Annotated in this window: 16 protein-coding genes; 8 read left to right on the top strand and 8 right to left on the bottom strand. The window is 71.9% G+C overall.

From position 1 onward, the window contains the following. Positions 1-51 precede the first annotated feature (51 nt). A complete protein-coding gene (locus ACI379_RS02480) occupies positions 52-1,710 on the top strand; it encodes an AMP-binding protein (RefSeq protein ID WP_439790477.1) in 1,659 nt (552 codons plus the stop codon). Positions 1,711-1,794: 84 nt separating this feature from the next. Beyond that, on the top strand, positions 1,795-2,745 hold the full coding sequence (locus ACI379_RS02475) for a bile acid:sodium symporter family protein (protein ID WP_439790476.1): 951 nt from the start codon (positions 1,795-1,797) through the stop codon (positions 2,743-2,745). A gap of 11 nt (positions 2,746-2,756) precedes the next feature. Here ACI379_RS02475 and ACI379_RS02470 read toward each other — a convergent pair whose 3' ends face one another. Further along, entirely contained in the window at positions 2,757-3,248 is a 492-nt protein-coding gene (locus ACI379_RS02470) for a MarR family winged helix-turn-helix transcriptional regulator (RefSeq protein WP_439790475.1), read from the bottom strand. 23 nt (positions 3,249-3,271) lie between these two features. Between ACI379_RS02470 and ACI379_RS02465 the strand changes: the two genes are divergently transcribed. After that, a complete protein-coding gene (locus tag ACI379_RS02465; protein ID WP_439790474.1) occupies positions 3,272-5,566 on the top strand; it encodes an arylsulfatase in 2,295 nt (764 codons plus the stop codon). Between the two features lie 219 nt (positions 5,567-5,785). Here the strand turns inward: ACI379_RS02465 and ACI379_RS02460 are convergent, their stop codons facing one another. Both ACI379_RS02460 and ACI379_RS02455 read right to left on the bottom strand, forming a co-directional pair. Further along, a complete protein-coding gene (locus tag ACI379_RS02460) occupies positions 5,786-7,267 on the bottom strand; it encodes an MFS transporter (protein WP_439790473.1) in 1,482 nt (493 codons plus the stop codon). Further along, positions 7,264-8,601 (bottom strand): M20/M25/M40 family metallo-hydrolase, encoded by a 1,338-nt coding sequence (locus ACI379_RS02455; protein ID WP_439790472.1) that lies wholly within the window; start codon positions 8,599-8,601, stop codon positions 7,264-7,266. The genes ACI379_RS02460 and ACI379_RS02455 overlap by 4 nt, the downstream gene beginning before the upstream one ends. Before the next feature lie 57 nt (positions 8,602-8,658). Between ACI379_RS02455 and ACI379_RS02450 the strand changes: the two genes are divergently transcribed. Further along, positions 8,659-9,285, top strand: a complete 627-nt coding sequence (locus ACI379_RS02450; RefSeq protein WP_439790471.1) for a nitroreductase family protein — start codon at positions 8,659-8,661, stop codon at positions 9,283-9,285. A gap of 27 nt (positions 9,286-9,312) precedes the next feature. On the opposite strand, the gene ACI379_RS02445 is transcribed toward ACI379_RS02450, so the two are convergent. After that, positions 9,313-10,062, bottom strand: coding sequence for a DedA family protein (locus tag ACI379_RS02445; RefSeq protein WP_439790470.1), 750 nt, complete (start codon positions 10,060-10,062; stop codon positions 9,313-9,315). A 37-nt stretch (positions 10,063-10,099) separates the two neighbouring features. Here ACI379_RS02445 and ACI379_RS02440 point away from each other — a divergent pair, with 37 nt between their 5' ends. The 3 genes from ACI379_RS02440 (at position 10,100) to ACI379_RS02430 (ending at position 13,414) form a co-directional block, all read left to right on the top strand. Continuing rightward, positions 10,100-10,795 carry a TrmH family RNA methyltransferase gene (locus tag ACI379_RS02440; RefSeq protein WP_439790469.1) on the top strand — a complete coding sequence of 232 codons (696 nt, stop codon included), beginning with the start codon at positions 10,100-10,102 and terminating at the stop codon, positions 10,793-10,795. 252 nt (positions 10,796-11,047) lie between these two features. Beyond that, positions 11,048-12,082 (top strand): class II fructose-bisphosphate aldolase, encoded by a 1,035-nt coding sequence (gene fbaA / locus ACI379_RS02435; RefSeq protein WP_439790468.1) that lies wholly within the window; start codon positions 11,048-11,050, stop codon positions 12,080-12,082. 153 nt (positions 12,083-12,235) lie between these two features. Then, positions 12,236-13,414, top strand: coding sequence for an acyltransferase family protein (locus ACI379_RS02430; RefSeq protein ID WP_439790467.1), 1,179 nt, complete (start codon positions 12,236-12,238; stop codon positions 13,412-13,414). Between the two features lie 61 nt (positions 13,415-13,475). On the opposite strand, the gene ACI379_RS02425 is transcribed toward ACI379_RS02430, so the two are convergent. Genes ACI379_RS02425 through lysS form a run of 4 tightly spaced genes read right to left on the bottom strand, consistent with a single transcriptional unit; the run spans position 13,476 to position 17,946 of the window. Then, the gene (locus ACI379_RS02425) at positions 13,476-14,993 is read right to left on the bottom strand and encodes a DHA2 family efflux MFS transporter permease subunit (RefSeq protein ID WP_439790466.1); all 1,518 of its coding nucleotides are present in this window, start codon (positions 14,991-14,993) and stop codon (positions 13,476-13,478) included. Then, positions 14,990-15,403, bottom strand: a complete 414-nt coding sequence (locus ACI379_RS02420; protein WP_439790465.1) for a DUF3151 domain-containing protein — start codon at positions 15,401-15,403, stop codon at positions 14,990-14,992. Before ACI379_RS02420 ends, ACI379_RS02425 begins: the two co-directional genes overlap by 4 nt. 43 nt (positions 15,404-15,446) lie before the next feature. Continuing rightward, positions 15,447-16,196, bottom strand: coding sequence for a YoaK family protein (locus ACI379_RS02415; RefSeq protein WP_439790464.1), 750 nt, complete (start codon positions 16,194-16,196; stop codon positions 15,447-15,449). A 25-nt stretch (positions 16,197-16,221) separates the two neighbouring features. Beyond that, a complete protein-coding gene (gene lysS, locus ACI379_RS02410) occupies positions 16,222-17,946 on the bottom strand; it encodes a lysine--tRNA ligase (protein WP_439790463.1) in 1,725 nt (574 codons plus the stop codon). Positions 17,947-18,063: 117 nt separating this feature from the next. Between lysS and ACI379_RS02405 the strand changes: the two genes are divergently transcribed. After that, entirely contained in the window at positions 18,064-19,710 is a 1,647-nt protein-coding gene (locus tag ACI379_RS02405) for an alpha/beta hydrolase (RefSeq protein WP_439790462.1), read from the top strand. The last annotated feature ends 14 nt before the right edge of the window (positions 19,711-19,724 follow it).

Below are 19,724 nucleotides of genomic sequence, written 5' to 3'. Positions count from 1 at the left end.
TTGCACGATGGCGGGGACCGGAGTTCTCGAGGCCTGGGAGGTACGTCGACGATGAGCGACGAGCGCAACGACCTGTCGTACGCGGCGGGGGAGACGACCACGCCGCTGCTGGAGCAGACGATCGGCGCCAACCTGGACGCGACGGTGGCGGCCCACGGCGATCGCGAGGCGCTGGTGGAGCACGCGACCGGCCGCCGCTGGACGTACCGCGGGCTGGTCGCCGAGATCGACGCGCTCGCCCTCGGCCTGGACGCCGCCGGGGTCGGGAAGGGCGACCGCGTCGGCATCTGGGCGCCCAACCGCGCGGAGTGGATGTTCGTCCAGTACGCCACCGCGAAGATCGGCGCGGTGCTGGTCAACGTCAACCCGGCGTACCGGACCCACGAGCTCGCGTACGTGCTGCAGGACGCCGGCATCTCGGTGCTGGTCTCGGCGCCGGAGTTCAAGACGAGCGACTACCGCGCCATGGTCGCCGAGGTCGCGCCCGACTGCGCCGCGCTGCGCCAGGTCGTCTTCCTGGGCGACCCCGAGTGGGAGGCGCTCGTCGACGCGGGACGCGCCGCGGACCCGGGCCGACTCGCCGAGATTGCAGCGACCCTGAGCCCCACCGACCCGATCAACATCCAGTACACCTCCGGGACGACTGGCTTCCCCAAGGGCGCCACCCTGACCCACCGCAACCTGCTCAACAACGCCTACTTCGTCGGTGAGGGCTGCGGGTACACCGAGCGCGACCGCATCTGCGTGCCGGTGCCGTACTACCACTGCTTCGGCATGGGGATGGGCAACCTCGCGGCCACCTCGCACGCCGCCACCGTCGTCATCCCCGCGCCCGGCTTCGACCCGGCGGCGACGCTCGACGCGGTGCAGGCCGAGCGCTGCACCTCGCTGTACGGGGTGCCGACCATGTTCATCGCCGAGCTGGCGCTGCCGGACTTCGCGTCGTACGACCTCTCCACCCTGCGCACCGGGATCATGGCGGGCTCGCCGTGCCCGGTGGAGGTGATGCGCCGCGTCGTCGACGAGATGGGGATGACGGAGGTGACCATCTGCTACGGGATGACCGAGACGTCGCCGGTCTCCACCCAGACCGGCGCCGACGACGACCTGGAGCGTCGTACGTCCACCGTCGGCCGCGTGCACCCGCACGTCGAGGTCAAGGTCGTCGACCCCCTCACCGGCGAGACGCTGCCGCGCGGCGCGACGGGCGAGTTCTGCACGCGCGGCTACTCGGTGATGCAGGGCTACTGGAACGCGCCGGAGAAGACGGCGGACGTGATCGACGCCGACGGCTGGATGCACACCGGTGACCTCGCCGTGATGGACGCCGACGGGTACCTCAACATCGTCGGCCGCATCAAGGACATGGTGATCCGGGGCGGCGAGAACGTGTACCCGCGCGAGATCGAGGAGTTCCTGTACACCCACCCGGACGTCGTCGACGCTCAGGTGATCGGGGTTCCCGACAAGAAGTACGGCGAGGAGCTGATGGCGTGGGTGAAGCTGCGGCCCGGCGCCGAGCCGCTCACCGCGGAGGGGCTGCGGGCGTACTGCACCGGGAAGCTGGCGCACTACAAGGTGCCGCGGTACGTGAAGGTCGTCGAGGAGTTCCCGATGACCGTGACCGGCAAGATCCGCAAGGTCGAGATGCGGGCCGCCTCGATCGCCGAGCTGGGGCTGGAGGCCGCCGCCGCGACCCGGAACGCCTGACGCGAGGCGAACCCCTTGACACCCGCCGCCCGACACCCGTTAATTGCACTACTTAAGTGGGGTTAACGATCGGACGGTGGTCACGTGCTCGACCCGATGCTCGTGCTGGGCGCGGCCTCCGACCTCGACACGCTCTCGGTCGACCTGCCCGCCGGGTCGAGCGTGGTGATCAAGGTCGTCATCGCGTTCTTCCTGTTCGGCATCGCCCTGGAGGCGAAGCCGTCCGACTTCCTGGGCCACCTCAAGAGGCCGTGGGTGCTCGGGGTCGGGGTCCTCGGACAGTTCCTCGTCCTGCCGGCGCTCACCCTGCTCATGGCACACCTGCTCGACGTGCCCGGGTCGGTCGCCCTCGGCATGCTGCTGGTCGCCTGCCTGCCGGCCGGCAACCTGTCCAACCTGCTGACCCACCGCGCCCGCGGCGACGTGGCGCTGTCGGTCGCGATGACCACAGCCTCCAACCTCGTCGCCCTCGTCGCCACCCCCGCGCTCTTCGCGTTCTGGGCGAGCCGGTACGCCCCGGCGGACGCCCTGCTCGCCCGGATCAGCCTCGACCCGGTCGCGATGGCCGTCGAGATCGGCCTGCTCATCGGCGTCCCCTTCGCCGCAGGCGTGTACGCGGGCCACCGGTGGCCGGTACTGGCGGCCCGCTCGCGCCGCTTCGTGGACGCCGCCGTCCTGGTCCTGCTGCTGCTCGTGGTCGTCGGATCCGCCGCCAGCGGGGCCGTGGAGTTCCTGTCCTGGGTGGACGACCTGATCTGGATCGTGGTCCTGCAGAACGCGATGGTGCTGCTCGTCGGGTGGCTCTTCGCCCGCGGTCTGCGGCTGCCGCCCGCCGGCACCCGCGCGATGGTCCTCGAGCTGGGCATCCGCAACACCGGTCTGGGGATCGTCATCGCCGTCGCCTACTTCGGCGAGGTCGGCGGGGCCGTCCTGGTGATGGCGCTGTGGGCGCTGTGGGACGTGCTCTCCGGACTCCTGCTCGCCACCTTCTGGCGCCGCCGCCCGCTGCCGGTCCCGGTCGAGGAGCCGGCGTGAGGTCGTACGGCTCAGGAGCCGGGGAACGGCGCGATCGCGCCCGTCACCTCACGCGCCCCGCGCGCCACCAGCAGCTCCAGCGCGGCGCGTACGGCCTCGACGCTCTCCGCGCCGACGCCCTCCACGAGGCCCGCCTCGAACTTTGCGTGGAACACGCGTGCCTCCTCCAGCGCCTCGCGACCCAGGTCGGTCGCAGCGACCGCGCGCACCCGCCGGTCGTACGCGCCCACGCGCTCCAGGTAGCCACCCTCAACCATCGGGGCGATCGCCTTGAGGGCGCCGGGGCTGCTCAGCCGCATCCGCTCGGCGAGGTCCTTGAGCGGCACCTGGGCGTCGCCGACGCTGCGGAGCACCCAGCCGGTACGGGCGGTGAAGCCGTCGTACCCGGCCGCGCCCATGTGGCGGGCCAGCTCGTCCACGAAGACGGCGCTCGACATGGTCAGCAGGACGCCGAAGTCCGCCCGCCCGACACCCCCGTCCGGCGCCCCGTCAGTCCGATCCACGCGGGCAGTCTAGGAGGAAAGTGATGAGTACCGCGGAGCAGTGGAGCACGCCTCCCACCATCGGCCGCACCACCGAGGAGTCGACGCCCGGAGCCGTGCGCCGTCCGCACCCGGCCGGACGGCCCAACGTGGTCGTGGTGATGCTCGACGACGTGGGCTTCGCCCAGCTCGGCGCGTTCGGGGCCCAGATCGAGACGCCGAACATCGACGCGCTGGCCGCCGAGGGGCTGCGTTACAACCGGTTCCACACCACCGCGATCTGCTCGCCCAGCCGCGCCTCGCTGCTGACCGGGCGCAACCCGCACGCGGTGGGCGTCGGCTTCCTGGCCGACCTGCCGACGGGCTACCCCGGCTACCGGGCCCGGATCCCGTCGTCCGCCGCCACTCTGGCCCGCGTGCTGAAGGACGAGGGCTGGAACACGATGGCCGTCGGCAAGTGGCACCTCACCCCGCGCGACGACCGCTCGGCGGCAGGCCCGTTCGACACGTGGCCGCTGGCGCTCGGGTTCGAGCGGTACTACGGCTTCCTGCACGGGGACGCCAACCAGTGGACGCCGACGCTCGTACGGGACAACTCGCCGGTCGAGGCGCCCGCGACGCCCGAGGAGGGGTACCACCTCACCGAGGACCTCGTGGACGAGGCGCTGCGGATGGTGAAGGACCAGAAGCACGCGGCACCGGCGAAGCCGTTCTTCCTCTACTTCGCGCCCGGCGTCGGGCACGCGCCGCACCAGGCGCCGCCGGAGTGGATCGAGAAGTACCGCGGCCGCTTCGACGAGGGCTGGGACGTGATGCGCGAGAAGGTCTTCGCCGCCCAGGTCACCGAGGGCGTCGTGCCCGAGGGCACCGCTCTGCCGCCCCGCCCCGACTGGGTGCAGGCCTGGGACGAGCTGAGCGACGACGAACGGCGTCTGTACGCCCGCTTCGCGGAGGCACACGCCGGCTTCCTGTCCCACTTCGACCACCACTTCGGGCGCCTGCTCGACGGCCTGCGCGAGATCGGCGTCGACGACAACACCCTGGTCGTGTTCACCTCCGACAACGGCGCCAGCGCCGAGGGCGGCCGCGTCGGGTCGGTCAACGAGCACCGGTTCGGGTTCGGTGTCGCGGACTCGCTCGAGGACAACCTGGCCGGGATCGACGACATCGGCGGCTTCCGGTCGTACAACCACTACCCGTGGGGCTGGGCGTGGGCGGGGAACACGCCGTTCACGCTGTGGAAGCGGTACACGTGGCTCGGGGGTACGCGCACGCCGCTGATCGTCCGTCCCGCCGGCGGGGCGGGCGACCAGGCCGGCTCGGTGCGCGAGCAGGTCTGCCACCTCGTCGACGTCTTCCCGACGGTGCTGGAGCAGTGCGGCGTGACTGCGCCCGCGGTCGTCGACGGCGTGGAGCAGCAGCGCGTCGACGGCCGCTCCCTGGTCGGTACGTTCGCCGACCCCGCGGCGCCGGCGATCCGTACGACGCAGTACTTCGAGATGCTCGGGTCGCGCTCGATCATCCACGACGGCTGGAAGGCGACCACCGACCACGTCTCGGGCGGCGTGCTGGACGAGGCGATGCTGCCGGGCAGCCGTGACTTCGACACCGACACCTGGCACCTGTTCTCGCTGGCCGACGACTTCGCCGAGCAGCACGACGTGGCCGCCGAGCACCCCGACGTGGTCGCGGAGCTCGAGGCGGAGTGGTGGCGGCAGGCCGAGGCCAACCAGGTGCTGCCGCTGACCGACAGCCTGTACGGCCACATCCCGGGCATGGAGCCGCCGCTGTGGCCGGCCGAGCAGACGCTGGTCGTACGCCCCGGCGCGCGCCCCGTCGCCGACGAGGCGGTGCCGTCGCTGGCGATCGGGACCCAGGTCGTCGCCGACGTCGACGTTCCCGAGGGCGGCGGCGAGGGCGTGCTGGCCGCGATCGGCGACTGGTCGAACGGCTGGGCGCTGACCGTGCTGTCGGGACGGCCGACCTTCCTTCTCAACGTGACCTCGGCGGAGTTCTCCGTACGCTCACCGGAGCCCCTGACGCCCGGCCGGCACCTGGTCGGCTTCCGGTACGACGGAGCGACGGGCGAGGGCGTGCTCAGCGTCGACGGTGAGGACGTCCACCGCGAGCCGCTGCCGCTGGGGTTGGGGGCCAGCGGCATGCAGATCGGCGGCGGCGGGCTTCGGATCGGCCACGACGCCGGTTTCCCCGTCAGCGACGACTACGCGCCGCCGTTCGCCTGGACGGGCGGCCTGCGTACGGTCACCTTCGCGGGGGCCGGGGCGCTCAGCGTTGAGCTGGAGGAGCTGCGGGCGGCCGCTGCGCTGGCGGCGGAGTAGCGGGGGCCGCCTGCCCGCCCAGCCCGCTCGGCCCGCCCGCTCGGCCCGCCCGGGTCCTTTGGTAACGCGCAGTTATCCGTACGAGATGTGCTCAATTGGGCACGGTTCGACCAGATAACTGCGCGTTACCAAGGGCTGGGGCCTGCGCGGGCTTCCTGCCCTGCGCGGGCAGGAAGCCCAGCGGGGGCGGGCAGGTGGTCGCGCGGGCGCCCGAGGCAGTCAGGCCCCGGCCAGCCCCGCCACCTCGGCTGCCTGCACCTCGGCCGGGTCGGCGAACGCCCGCTTCGGCACCAGGAACAGCAGCACCGCGGCGACGAGGGCGGAGACCGAGCAGACGGCCCAGACCGTCATGTACCCCGACAGCGGGGCGTGGTTGGCGGCCGGGTCGCTGATCGACCCCGTCGAGGCGAGCGCGATCGCGAAGACCGACGAGGCGATCGCACCGCCCACGGTCTTGACGCCGTTGGTGAGGCCGGTGGCCAGGCCCGTACGGTCCGGCGGCGCCGCAGCTGCCGCGGCGGCGGGCAGGGCCGCCACCAGGGCCCCCGAGCCGATGCCGACGACGAGCATGTTGACCACGGCGTTGGTCAGGGTGTCGTGCAGCGGCAGCCACAGGCCGTACCCGATCGCGACGAGCAGCAGGGCTCCGGCCAGCGCGGTCCGCATCCCCGCCTTGTTGGCGACCGCGGGGAAGGTGAACGCCCCGATCGCCATGCTGATGACGTACACCCCGATCAGGGTGGAGACGAAGCCCGCGTCGGCGCCCAGCCCGTACCCGACCTCGGCGGGGTCGGTCCGCGCGAACGTCGACAGCGGGATCTGCGCGCCCAGCACCGACATGCCGAAGAGGAACGCCGTCATCTGCACTGGCCACTGGCCCGGGATCCGGAAGATCGACACGTCCACCAGCGGGTCCGGGTGCTTCGACTCGAAGCGTACGAAGACCACCAGCAGCACCACGCCGAGTGCGATCAGCACCCACGGCAGCACCGCGGCCGCACCCTGCAGACGGATCGCGATCAGACCGGCCATCGCCGACCCCAGTGCCGCGGTGACCAGGCCGAACCCGGCCCAGTCGATGCTCCCGGTCGCCTCCGGAGGGGTGTCGCGGATGCCGAACCAGATGAGCCCGATGCAGACCGTGGTCACCACGGCCGGGATCGAGAGCAGCGCCGTCATCGACAGCACGCCCACCAGGGCGCCGGCGGACAGCGCCGCGACGATCACGGAGAGCTCCAGCACGCCCACCAGCACGCCAGCCGCGCGCCGCGTCAGGACACCCTGGCGTCCCGAGTCGGCCGTACGCCGGTAGATCAGCGCCACCTCGATGGGCAGCCAGACCACGTACGCGCCCTGGATCGCCCAGCCGATGAGGAACGTCGTGAAGTTGGGGGAGAAGGCCAGCACCCACGAGCCGATCGCGGTCACCACGGTCGAGAGCAGCAGCACGTTGCGGTGTCCCCACAGGTCGGCCAGCCTGGCCAGGAGCGGGATGCAGAGCGCGGAGACGACGAGCTGGGCCGCCTCGAACCAGTTGACGTCGGCGTCCGCGATCGACAGGTGCCGCGCGATGTCGGTGAAGATCGGCGTGTAGAAGCCCTGGAGGACCCCGGAGGCGAACTCGACGCCGGCGAGGAAGCCGACGATGGCGAGCAGCCCCTTGACGGGGACCCGCGCGGGGGACGACGGGGGAGTGGTCATCGCGGGAGCCTCTCGATCAGGTGCTGGTACCAGGTGGCGCCGTCGACGAGGTCGTCCACGCCGATGCGTTCGTCGAAGGAGTGGATCGCCTCGCGCTGCGACTTGCTCATCCGGAACGGGGCGAAGCGGTACACGTTGTCGGTGATCGCGGTGAAGTGGCGCGAGTCGGTGGCGCCCATGAGCGCGTACGGCGTCGGGACCGCCTCGGGGTAGACGGCGCGGATCGACGACTCGACCAGCTCGAACGCGTCCCCCATCGGTGAGACCGGCGACGGCTCCCCGGCGTCGACCACGTCGATGCGGATCGAGTCGTCCCGGACCACGCGGCGGATGTGGTCGACGACGCCGGCGAGCGTGTCGCCGACCTGGATCCGTACGTTGAGGCCGGCCTTGGCGGTGGAGGCGATCACGTTGTTGGCCGGCGAGCCGGACAGCGTGGTGGTGGCGATCGTCGTACGCGCCATCGCGCCCGCCTCGGAGCCGGCGGCCACCAGGATTCGTGCGACCAGCGGCTTGAGGTGGTCCACGTTGGACACCAGCGGCCGCAGCGCGGCCGGCAGGTGCGGCGCGAGGCGGCGCATCAGCTCCAGCGTCGGGGCGGGCACCTTGGCCGGCATCGGCGCCTTGTCGAGGCGGGTGATGGCGCGCGCCAGCCGGTACGTGGGGCCGTCCGGGGACGGCATCGAGGCGTGCCCGCCGCGGCCCTCGGCGACCAGCTCGATGGCGCTCACGCCCTTCTCGGTCACGCCGACCACGCCGAGGGGGGCCTCCACGCCGGGGAACGCGCCGCCGGCGATCGCGCCGCCCTCGTCGAGGACCAGCCAGGGCCGTACGCCGCGCCCGCGCAGGAAGTCGACGGCCTCGCGCGCGTTGGAGCCCATGACCTCCTCGTCGGCGCCGAAGGAGAGCCAGACGTCCTGGGCAGGCATCTGGTCGGCCTCGAGGACCCGCTCGACGGCCTCGCAGATCCCGACCACGCAGCACTTGTCGTCCAGCGTGCCGCGGCCCCAGAGGTACCCGTCGGCGATGGCGCCGCTGAACGCCTCGTGCTGCCACGTCGAGTCCGGGTCGACCGGCACCACGTCGGTGTGCGCCATCAGCACCACCGGCTTGTCGGAGGCGGCCCCGCGCCAGTGGAACAGCAGCCCGTGCGCGCCGATCCGGTGGCGCTCCAGGTTGGCGTGCAGGAGCGGGAACTGGGTCTCGAGCTCGGCGACCAGGGCGTCGAAGACGGCGGAGTCGATGCGCTCCGCGTCGTAGTAGGAGACCGTGGGCAGCTGGACCAGGGCCTGGAGCGCGCGGACGACGCGCTCGGGGTGGGCGGCGGAACTCATGGGAGGACGGTAGTCGCTCCGACTGACGGCCGCGGCCGGACGGCGTACGGTGCGGCCATGGAGTTCTCCGAGGTCGTCCGCCGCCGCCGCATGATCCGCCGCTACGACCCCGACCGGGCGGTCGACCCGGCAGTCCTCGACCGCATCCTCGACAACGCCCAGCGCGGCCCGAGCGCCGGGTTCAGCCAGGGGCAGGCGTTCCTCGTGCTCGACACCCCCGAGGACGTGGCCCGGTTCTGGGAGTCCACCGGTGCGGCCACCTCGGGCGGCGACAACGCGTGGCTGTCCGGGATGAGGTCGGCCCCCGTGGTCGTGGTCCCGCTGTCGTGCAAGGCGGCCTACCTGGACCGGTACGCCCAGCCCGACAAGGGGTGGACCGACCGGGACGAGGCGCGCTGGCCGGTCCCGTTCTGGGACATCGACACCGGGATGGCGTCGCTGCTGATCCTGCAGACGGTCGTCGACGAGGGGCTCGGCGCCTGCTTCTTCGGGATCCCGCCCGCCGAGGAGGGCGCGTTCCGTGCCGCGTTCGCGATCCCGGACGACCACCAGCCGATCGGCGCGATCACCATCGGGCACCGGCTGGCCGACACGGGCAGCAAGGGATCGCCGTCGCGTCGCGCGCGGGTCACCGGCCGGGTGCACCGCGGGCGCTGGCAGGCCGACGGCCCCGACCAGGGCTGAGCCCGGCAGCGGCGCGCGGGCCGTACGTCAGTCGACGTCGGTGCCCATGATGTCGCGGTCGGGGCGGCCGTCGCCGTCGTTGTCGTCGGCCTCCGGCGAGCTCGTACGACGGTGGCGCCACCACTCCCAGATCATCGGGACCACGGAGAAGGCGACGATCGCGAGGATCAGCTTGTCGATGTCGTGCACGAGCGACGGGAACGCGTTGCCCAGGAAGTAGCCCAGCACCGTGATCGAGACGACCCAGAAGACGGCACCGACGCCGCTCCAGAGGAAGAACCGGTGCCGGTCCATCCGGGTCACGCCGGCGACGACGGTGACGTAGGTCCGCACGAACGGCACGAAGCGGCCGATCACCAGCGCCTTGTTGCCGTGCTTGTCGAAGAACTCGCCGGTCTGGTCGAAGTACTTCTTCTTGAGGATCCGGCCCTCGCGCTCGTACAGCGAGGGCCCGATCTTTCTTCCGATCTCGTAGCCCGCGACGTTGCCCGCGAACCCGGCCGCGGTGAACAGCGCGATGCCGAACAGCAGGTCGATCCAGTCCGGTCCGGGCAGGATGTCGACCTGGTGGCCGGCGAAGAAGAGGCCCATCGCGAACAGCAGCGAGTCGCCGGGCAGGAACGGGAAGAACAGCCCGCACTCGACGAAGATGATGACGAGGCTGAGCCAGAAGAGGGCCTCCCCGAACTTCTCCAGCAGCCACACCGGGTCCATCCAGTCCATGCCGAGCAGCTGGGGCTCGAGCAGGAAGGGCTGAAGGTCGTTCAGGAGACTCACGCGCGCCAGCGTAACGCTCGCCACCTACTCTGCTCCCATGCACGACGAGCGGGCTCCGTACGACCCGATGCCGCACGGCCCGGCCGAGGTCGGGGTCGGGCCCTGGCCCGGTGGTGAGCAGGCGTGGCCCAGCGGTGAGCAGTACGACCCGGAGCTGCTGCGCGAGGGCGACCGGCGCAACGTGGTGGACCGGTACAGGTACTGGTCGATGGAAGCGATCGTGGCCGACCTCGACACCCGTCGGCACTCTTTCCACGTCGCCATCGAGAACTGGCAGCACGACTTCAACATCGGCACGATCGTGCGCACCGCGAACGCCTTCCTGGCCGCGGAGGTGCACATCGTCGGCAACCGCCGCTGGAACCGCCGCGGTGCGATGGTGACCGACCGCTACCAGCACGTGCGCCACCACGTCGACGTGCCGGCGCTGGCGGCGTACCTGCACGCGCTGCCGCCCGAGCAGGGCGGGCCGGTGCGGCTGCTGGGCATCGACAACCTGCCCGGCAGCGCGCACCTGGAGACGATGGAGATGCCCGAGCGGGTCTGCTTCCTCTTCGGCCAGGAGGGTCCGGGGCTCTCCGAGGGGGCACGCGACGTCGTGGACGGCACCTTCTCGATCGCCCAGTTCGGCTCCACCCGCTCGATCAACGCCTCCTCGGCCGCCGCGATCGCGATGCACTCCTGGGTGCGTGAGCACGCCGACCTGTCCGGCGAGGACGCCTGGCGGGGCTGAGGCCGTACGCCGGGGACTGCGTCAGCCCCCGCCCGCGCCTGCCTGGCCTCCGCGCCCTCTCCGTAGTAACGCGCAGTTATCTGTACGACCCCGACGCCATTGACGGCACCTCGTGCACATAACTGCGCGTTACTAGGGGGGCGGGCGCACGCTGAGCCCCCTGGGCCCGTCCCGGCGGTCCGCACCGGTGCTGTGCCCCCGCGCCGGGGCCACTAGGCTGGGGCCGCTGAGCCGTCTGCCCGAGGAGTTCCCATGCCCATCGCCAGTCCCGAGCGCTACGCCGAGATGCTGGACGCCGCGAAGTCCAGGTCCTTCGCGTACCCCGCCATCAACGTCACGTCGTCGCAGACGCTCAACGCAGCCCTTCAGGGCTTCGCCGAGGCCGGTTCCGACGGCATCATCCAGATCTCCACCGGTGGCGCCGAGTACCTCTCGGGCCCGTCGGTGAAGAACATGGTCACCGGTTCGGCCGCGTTCGCCGCGTACGCCGCCGAGGTCGCGAAGAACTACCCGGTCAACATCGCGCTGCACACCGACCACTGCCCCAAGGACAAGCTGGACGGCTTCGTCCGCCCGCTGATCGACCTCTCCGCCGAGCGCGTCAAGCGCGGCGAGAACCCGCTCTTCCAGTCCCACATGTGGGACGGCTCGGCCGTGCCGATGGACGAGAACCTGGTGATCGCCGAGGAGCTGCTCGCCAAGTGCGCCGCGGCCAACATCATCCTCGAGATCGAGATCGGGGTCGTCGGTGGCGAGGAGGACGGCATCGTCGGTGCGATCGACGAGAAGCTGTACACGACTCCCGAGGACGCCCTGGCCACCGCGCGTGCCCTCGGTGTCGGCGAGAAGGGCCGCTACATGACGGCCCTGACCTTCGGCAACGTGCACGGCGTCTACAAGCCGGGCAACGTCAAGCTGCGCCCCGAGATCCTCAAGGCCGCCCAGGCCGCCGTCGCCGGTGAGCTCGGCCTCGGCGCCGACGCCAAGCCGTTCGACCTCGTCTTCCACGGCGGCTCCGGCTCCACCGAGCAGGAGATCTCCGACGCCGTCGACTACGGCGTGGTCAAGATGAACATCGACACCGACACCCAGTACGCCTTCACGCGTCCCGTCGCGACCCACATGTTCACCAACTACGACGGCGTGCTGAAGGTCGACGGCGAGGTCGGCAGCAAGAAGCTGTACGACCCCCGAGCGTGGGGCAAGGCCGCCGAGACCGGCATGGCGGCCCGCATCGTCGAGGCCTGCCAGAACCTCCGCTCCGCCGGCACCACCCTGGGCGCCTGAGCCCAGCCGTACGACACGAAGGCCGTCGCCCGTGGGGTGACGGCCTTCGTCGTGTGTCCGGGCACGCGGAGCACCGTCGTCGCGCCGGTGTCGCCCGTCCTCCGGTCGCGCGGAATGGCGGCCGTGGAGGCCGCAGGGCCTAGGGTTCCCCCCGTGTCCGCGCCCGTCCCCACCGCTGAGACTCCCAGCACCCGGTGGCACTTCATGGACGCGCTGCGGGCGTTCCTGATGCTGGTCGGGATCCCGTACCACTCCGCGCGCTTCTTCCGCGGGGACCTCGCGCTGCTCGATCAGGTGGCCACCTTCTCCAACCTCTGGCGGATGACGACCTTCTTCGTGGTCGCCGGCTTCTTCGCGCTCATGATCGCGCGCCGTCGCGGGCCGGCACCGTGGTTCCGGGGACGGTTGACGCGTCTGGGAGTGCCGCTGGTCTTCTGCGTCCTAGTGCTCAACCCGTGGCAGACGTACATGCTGATCGGGGAGCGCCGGGCCGAACGCCGGCTCACCTCCTCGGCGTGGCCGTGGATCCACCACGCCTGGTTCCTGCTGTACCTGCTGATCTACTGCGCGGTGCTGGCACTGCTGCTGATCCTGGCCGGACGGCTGCTCAACCGGGTCCTGGACGTCTCCTCGCGCGTCGTCCTCGCCTCCCCGACGACCCTGACGCTGGCCGCACTGACCTGCGGGGTCGTCGCGGCCGCCGCGCAGTACCGGTGGGTGCAGGCCGGGTGGGAGGAGGCGACGTACGACGCCCTGACGCCGCTGCTCCCGGTGCACCTGCTGTCGTTCGCCGCCGGGGTCCTGCTCGCCGCCGGGGGAGGCCACCTCGGCCGGATCGCCTCGTTGGCGCGGGGGCCCGTGGTGCTCCTCGCGCTGGGCGGGACCGCCGTGGTGCTGCTCGAGCCGTTGGCGCGCGAGACGGAGGCCGACAAGGCCGTGCACACCGGGGTCGCGACGGCCGCAGGTCTCGCCTGGGCCGCGGTGTGGATGCGGATCTTCGGCCGCTGGTGCACCCGTGACACCACGCTGGTGCGGTGGCTCATCTCGGCGTCGCTGCCGGTCTACCTGGTCCACCACGTCGTCGTCTTCGGGTTCGGTCCAGTCGTGGTCGAGCAGGGCTGGCACCCGTGGACCGGGTTCGGGGTGCTCACCGTCGTGGTCACCGCCGTCGCCTTCGCCGCGTACGAGCTGGCCAACCTCACCACTCCCACGCGGATGCTGCTCTCGGGCGACCGGCGCCGGGGCGTTTCCCTGTACGACGTGCTGCGCGGGAGTCGTCCCGCGCCCGCGCCGACGCGGGTGGATGACGACGCCGCGCCCGTCGGAGCCTGAGCCCGTCGGACCCTGAGCTCGTCGGTCCCTGAGCGCCCGGCCTGGGGGCCGCACCGCGCGGCTACTCCGCGGGACGCGACGCGAAGTGCCGGGGCACCTCGAACAGCAGTGCCACGACGAGTCCGACGCCCAGCGCGACCGGCACCAGCCACAGTGCCTCCGCGAAGGCCTCGGTGAAGGGGCCCGCGAGCTCGGGCGGCATCGCCTGACCGGAGCCGAGACCGGAGTCTCCCGCCCCGGTGCTGGGGAGCCCGTGGGCCCGGAGCCGGGAGTCGAGCAGGAGCGCGACCACCGCCGACCCGAGGACGGCACCGATCTGGCGGGTGGTGTTGTAGACGCCGGCCCCGGCGCCCGCGTGGTGCGGCGGCAGGTTGCGGTTGGCGGTCGCCGACAACGGGCCCCACAGGCAGGCGCCACCCACACCCATGGTGAACATGAGCAGCAGCGCGACCCACACGGCGGTGCCGGGGGTGAGGACGACGACGAGGACCGTCATCGAGACCAGCGCCAGCGCGAACCCCGGGGCGATGACGAGACGGGGGTGGAGCCGGTCGGTGAGTCGGCCCACCTGCCGCGCCATCAGGAACGTCGCGACGGCCATCGGGGCCATCAGCAGGCCGGAGGCCAACGGCCCCCAGCCGCGCACCGACTGGGCGTACAGCATCAGCGGGAAGCCCATCGAGGTGAACGAGAACGACACGGTCGCGATGGCGAGGTTGGCCACCGAGAAGTTGCGGTCCTTGAACAGGTGCAGCGGAAGCAGCGGCTCGGCGGTGTTGCGGGACTGCCACCACACGAAGACGGCGAGCAGGACCAGGCCGGTGCCGATCAGGCGCCACACCGTCACCGGGCCGGCGATGTGCCCCCAGTCGTAGGTGCTGCCCTCCTGGATGCCGAAGACCAGGGAGAACATCCCGGTGCCGAACAGGGCCACGCCGAGCCAGTCGAAGCGGTGCTCGTGGGTGACCAGGTCGGGGACGTTGCGCAGCGTCAGCACGAGGGCGACCGCGCCCACGGGGGCGTTGATGAAGAAGATCCACTCCCAGCCGAGGTGCTCGACCAGGAAGCCGCCCAGCAGCGGCCCGACCAGGGTCGCGACGCCGGCGGCTGCGCCCCACATGGCCATCGCGGGTCCGCGACGGTGGATGGGGAAGATGCGCGTGATGACCGCCATCGTCTGCGGGCTCATCAGCGCGGCGCCCAGCCCCTGCACGGCACGGGCGGCGATGAGCGAGCCGATACCGCCGGCCAACCCGCACCACAGGGAGGCCAGCGTGAACACGACCAGCCCGACCAGGAACAACCGACGGGGACCGTACCTGTCACCGAGCCGGCCAGTGACCAGCAGCGGGACGACGTACGCCAGGAGGTAGGCCGAGGTCACCCAGATGACCTCGCCCACGCCGGCGTCGAGGTCGGCGATGATCGCCGGGGTCGCCACGGTGAGGATCGAGGAGTCGACCATCAGCATGAAGAAGCCCAGGACCAGCGCCCACAGGGCCGGCCACGGGTTCTCCATGGTCTCGTCGAGGTGACCGGGGGGACCGGCCGGGACCGTGGCCCCGTCGGCGGAGCTCACGCGCCGAGCGCGTCGGCAGCCGCGGGGCTGGAGTCACGCAGGAACGTCGCGCAGCGCTCGGCCTCGTCGGCCTCGCCGATGGCCCTGGCGGCCTGCGCGAGCAGCGCCAGCGAGCGGAGGAAGCCACGGTTGGGCTCGTGCTCCCACGGCACCGGGCCGTGGCCCTTCCAGCCGTTGCGGCGCAGCATGTCGAGGGAGCGGTGGTAGCCGACACGGGCGTAGGCGTACACGGTCACGTCGTCGGCGCCCGCGTCGAGCGCCTGCTGAGCCAGCGCGGCCCACGCCGCCGGGGAGGCGGGGTGGTTGCGTACGACCGCTGCCGGGAGCGTGCCGGCGGCGAGCTCGGCGTCGGCGGGGTCGGCGGGCAGGCGGGTGGCCGGGGGCTGGGCCATGAGGTCGACGTGGTTCATGTCGGCCTAACCTGCCACACGGGGGTGACATTCCGGCACCGGGTCAGCTGCGGGAGGCCCGCAGTGCGCGCAGGTCCCCCACGAGCGGGGCCGAGGCCACCGCCAGCAGGCCCAGCGCCAGCGGCACGACGACCGCGAACCCGAACTGCAGGTACCCGGCGGCCCCCAGCACGCCGCCGCCGAAGAAGAGGCCCACCAGCATCGTCAGCATCGCCAGCTTGTGCCGGTCGGCCTCCACGGGCGCGAGACCGTCCCCGCGGTCGCGGTAGAGGAGCTTGCCCAGCTCGATCCCGATGTCCGTGACCATCCCGGTCACGTGCGTCGTACGGATCTGCGCGCGCGAGATCTTGGTGATGACGGCGTTCTGCATGCCCATCGTGAAGCACAGGACGCCGATGAAGACGAACTCGCGCGCACCCCACACGAGCCGGTCGGCGAGCAGGCCGAAGAGCAGCACCAGGAGGGCCTCGAGCACCAGCACGTTGGCGTACCGTCCGCGCAGCTGGTGGCGGCGTCCCCAGTTGAACACCAGCGCGCACGCGGCCGCCCCGGCGATGAACGCGCTCAGCCCGAGCAGCCCGGTGAGGACCACCCGGGTGTCGCCGAGGACGAGGCGGTCGGCGACACCGGCGGTGAGCCCCGTCACGTGCGACGTGTACACGGCGACCGCCATGAAGCCGACGGAGTTCAGCACCCCCGCGCCGAAGGCCAGCAGGCTGGCGAGCTGGAGGTTGCGGCGCGGGGTCCGGTCGGGTCCTGCCACGGTGAGCAGGTAGTGCCGCAGACGCTCCACGCCCGAAGGGTAGCGACGCCGGGCCTCAGCGACCCAGCAGCGTGCGTACCTTGTCGGCGCCCAGCGCCACGACCAGCGTGGGCAGACGCGGGCCGCGGTCGGCGTCGACGAGCAGGTTGTAGAGCAGCGTGAAGAACGCCTTCTGGTCCGCCTTCACCTCGTCGGTGGGCTTGTCCTCCACCGACAGCCCGCGGGCCAGCTTGGGGGCGCCGTAGACGACCGAGGTCACCTCGTCCTGGGTGAACTGCTCGGGCAGGTTGTCGACCAGCAGGTCGAGCCACTGCTGCTCCTGCGCGGTCAGGGCCCCGAGCCGGACCGCGTCCGGGACGTCGCGGACCGTCGTACGGTCCTCGGCGGGGACGAACTCGGCGGTCCACTGCATGGCCTTGGACAGTCGCGGCTCGAGGTCCTCGACGGAGTCGTGCGGGAACCCGACGGAGGAGACGACCTGCGAGATCAGGTCGGCCGAGCCGGCGGTCACGTCGGCCACCGACGACAGCGTCCGGAACGGCACCGGGACCGCGTTGACCGGCAGCGGGCCGGCCGCCACCGCGGCGGCGCGCTCCCAGGCGAGCACGGCGACGTCACGCTTGGCGGGGTCGGAGGCCTTCTTGGTGAGCGCGTCCCACTCGTCGTACAGGCGCACCACCTCGGGGCCGAAGTCGATGTCGAAGGTCTGCTTCGGCGCGCGGCGCACGTACAGCCAGCGCAGGATCTGCGGCTCCAGGACGCGCAGCGCGTCGGTCGCGGTCGGCACGCCGCCCTTGGACGACGACATCTTCTGCATGCCGGCGAACCCGACGAAGCCGTACGCGACGAACGACGGAGCGGTCGCGCCGTAGAAGGTCACGATGTCCTTGCCGACCGTGTACGACGAGCCGGGGGTCGCGTGGTCGGCGCCGCCGGGCTCGAAGTCGACGCCCTCGTACGCCCAGCGCATCGGCCAGTCGATCTTCCAGACCAGCTTGCCCTCGTCCTGCGTGGCCAGGTTGGTCACGTGCGACTCGCCGCACGCCTGGCAGTCGTAGGCCAGGTCGGTGGAGGCGTCGTCGTACGAGGTCAGGGTGACCGTGTCGCGCCCGCAGCCGCGGCAGTACGGCTTGTACGGGAAGCGGGAGAGGTCCTCGGGGCCGTCGGCCGGCGCGTCGGCGAGCACCGCGTCCTCCTCGGCCGTCGACTCCGCACCCTCAGGGGCAGCCTCGGCGCCGTCGGCGGCGGGAGCGGCCTTCTTGGTGCGGTACCGGTCGAGCACGGCGTCCATCTCGCGGCGCTGCGCCACCGCCTGCAGGACCTGCTCACGGTACGTCCCGGCGCGGTACTGCTCGGTCTGGGAGACCTCCACCATCTCCACGCCCATCTCGGCGAGCGCGTCCTGCAGCGGGGCCTTGTAGTGGGCGGCCCACGAGTCGTGGCACTCCCACGGGTCCGGCACGGCGCTCAGCGGCCGGCCGATGTGGGTGCTCCACTCCTCGGGCACACCGGCCGGGACCTTGCGGAACCGGTCGTAGTCGTCCCACGAGTGCAGGTGGCGGACCTCGACGCCGCGGCGGCGCAGCTCGTCGGCCACGAAGTGGACGGTGAGGAACTCGCGCAGGTTGCCCAGGTGGATCGGGCCGCTGGGGGAGGCGCCGGAGGCACACGTCACCGGCTTGCCCTCGCCGGCGTGGCGGACCGCGTCGTCCGCCGCGCGGGTCACCCAGTCGGTCGGGTCGCCCTGCTGTCCACCACGTGCCATCTGCTTGTGTCCCACTCTCGTACGCTCGGTCGGTCGGTCCGGCCAGGGGCCAAGGTTAGTCTCCCCGTCCGGCTGACGGCATTCCTGTTTGGGGGCCGCGGGAAGTCCGGGAGCACGGAACAATGGGTGCCCGTGGAACGCAATCGCTGGTTGACCCTCACCCTCCCTGCCACCTGGGGGGCCTTCATCGCTGCCTGGTTGGCATTCACGCCGACCCTGATGCCGCGCGCCCCGTGGCTGCAGGGCGTGGTGGCGGGGGTGTCGGCCGCGATCGGCTACGGGTTGCTGCTCCTGGTGGCGTGGCTGTGGCGCGAGATCCGGGAGCGCGAGCCGCGGACCCCGCACCGGTACGCCTGGACCGCCCTGTGGGTCGTCGGGCCCGTCGGGTACCTGCTGGCGGTCGTGGTGGGTGCGCGGTCGCAGTGGGGGCTGGCCGACGAGCTCGGCATCGAGCGCGGGGGCTGGTGGGGGGTGCTCCTGGTGACCCCGGTGGTCACCGTCGCCATCTTCACCATCCTGCTGGTCGTGGCGCGCGGGCTGCGTTGGGTGGGTCGTGCCCTGACCGACCTGCTCGACCGGTGGACCTCGCGCCGCGTCGCCCGCGCCGTCTCGCTGCTCGTCGTCGCGCTGGCCGTCATCGGCGTGGCCAGCGGCGTGCTCTGGCGCACCGCGATCAACACCCTGGACCGCAGCTTCGCGCTCGCCGACCGGCTGACCCCCGAGCAGGTGAGCCAGCCGGGCAGCCCGCTGCGCTCGGGCAGCGACGACTCGCTGGTGGCGTGGGACGGCCTCGGCGTCGAGGGCCGCAAGTTCGTCGCGCGGGGACCCGACGCCGCCGAGATCACCGAGGTCACCGGCCTGGCGTCCGAGGAACCGATCCGCGTCTTCGCGGGCATGGACAACGAGGCCGACGTCGAGGAGCGCGCCCGCCTGGCCGTCGACGACCTGGTCCGCGCCGGCGGTCTGGAGCGCTCGGCCATCCTCGTCGCCACCACCACCGGCACCGGATGGGTGGAGCCGAGCTCCGCGGCGAGCTTCGAGTTCCTCACCGCCGGGGACTCCGCGATCGTCTCGATGCAGTACTCCTACCTGCCCTCCCCGCTCTCCTTCCTCGTCGACCAGACGCGTGCGCGCGTCGCCGGCCGCCAGCTCTTCGACGAGGTGTACGCGCGGGTGCTCGAGCTGCCCGAGGACGAGCGCCCGCGCCTGTACGCCTTCGGGGAGTCCCTGGGCTCCTTCGGTGGCGAGACCGCGTTCAGCGGCGAGTTCGACATGGCCAACCGGCTCGACGGCGCCCTGTTCGTGGGGCCGCCGTCGTTCAACCCGCTCTACCGGGAGTTCGTGGACACCCGCGACGAGGGCAGCCGGGAGGTGGAGCCGGTCTACCGCGGCGGCCGTACGGTGCGGTTCGTCAACCGGGTCGGTGGGAGCGAGCCGCCCGGCACCGTGCCGTGGGGCGAGACGCGGGTGCTGTACCTGCAGCACGCCTCGGACCCGATCACCTGGTGGCACCCCGACCTCATCCTGCAGCGCCCGGACTGGCTGGAGGAGGAGCGTGGTCCCGACGTGCCCGAGGCGAGCCGGTGGGTGCCGTTCGTGACCTTCTGGCAGGTCTCGGCCGACATGCTGCTCGGCTTCGACTCACCGCCCGGCACCGGCCACAACTACTCCGGCGACCACGCCCTGGGCTGGGCCCAGGTCCTCGACTCCGAGCTGGATCCGGAGACCGTGGAGTCCGTGCGCCAGGTGGTGCTGGAGCGCCACGCGGAGGACCTGTAGGCCCGGGAGAGGTG

The sequence above is a fragment of the Nocardioides sp. genome (assembly GCF_051876515.1).
Taxonomy (GTDB): Bacteria; Actinomycetota; Actinomycetes; order Propionibacteriales; family Nocardioidaceae; genus Nocardioides.
Note: the sequence above shows the minus strand (reverse complement) of the source record. Positions and strands in the feature narration are given on the sequence as shown.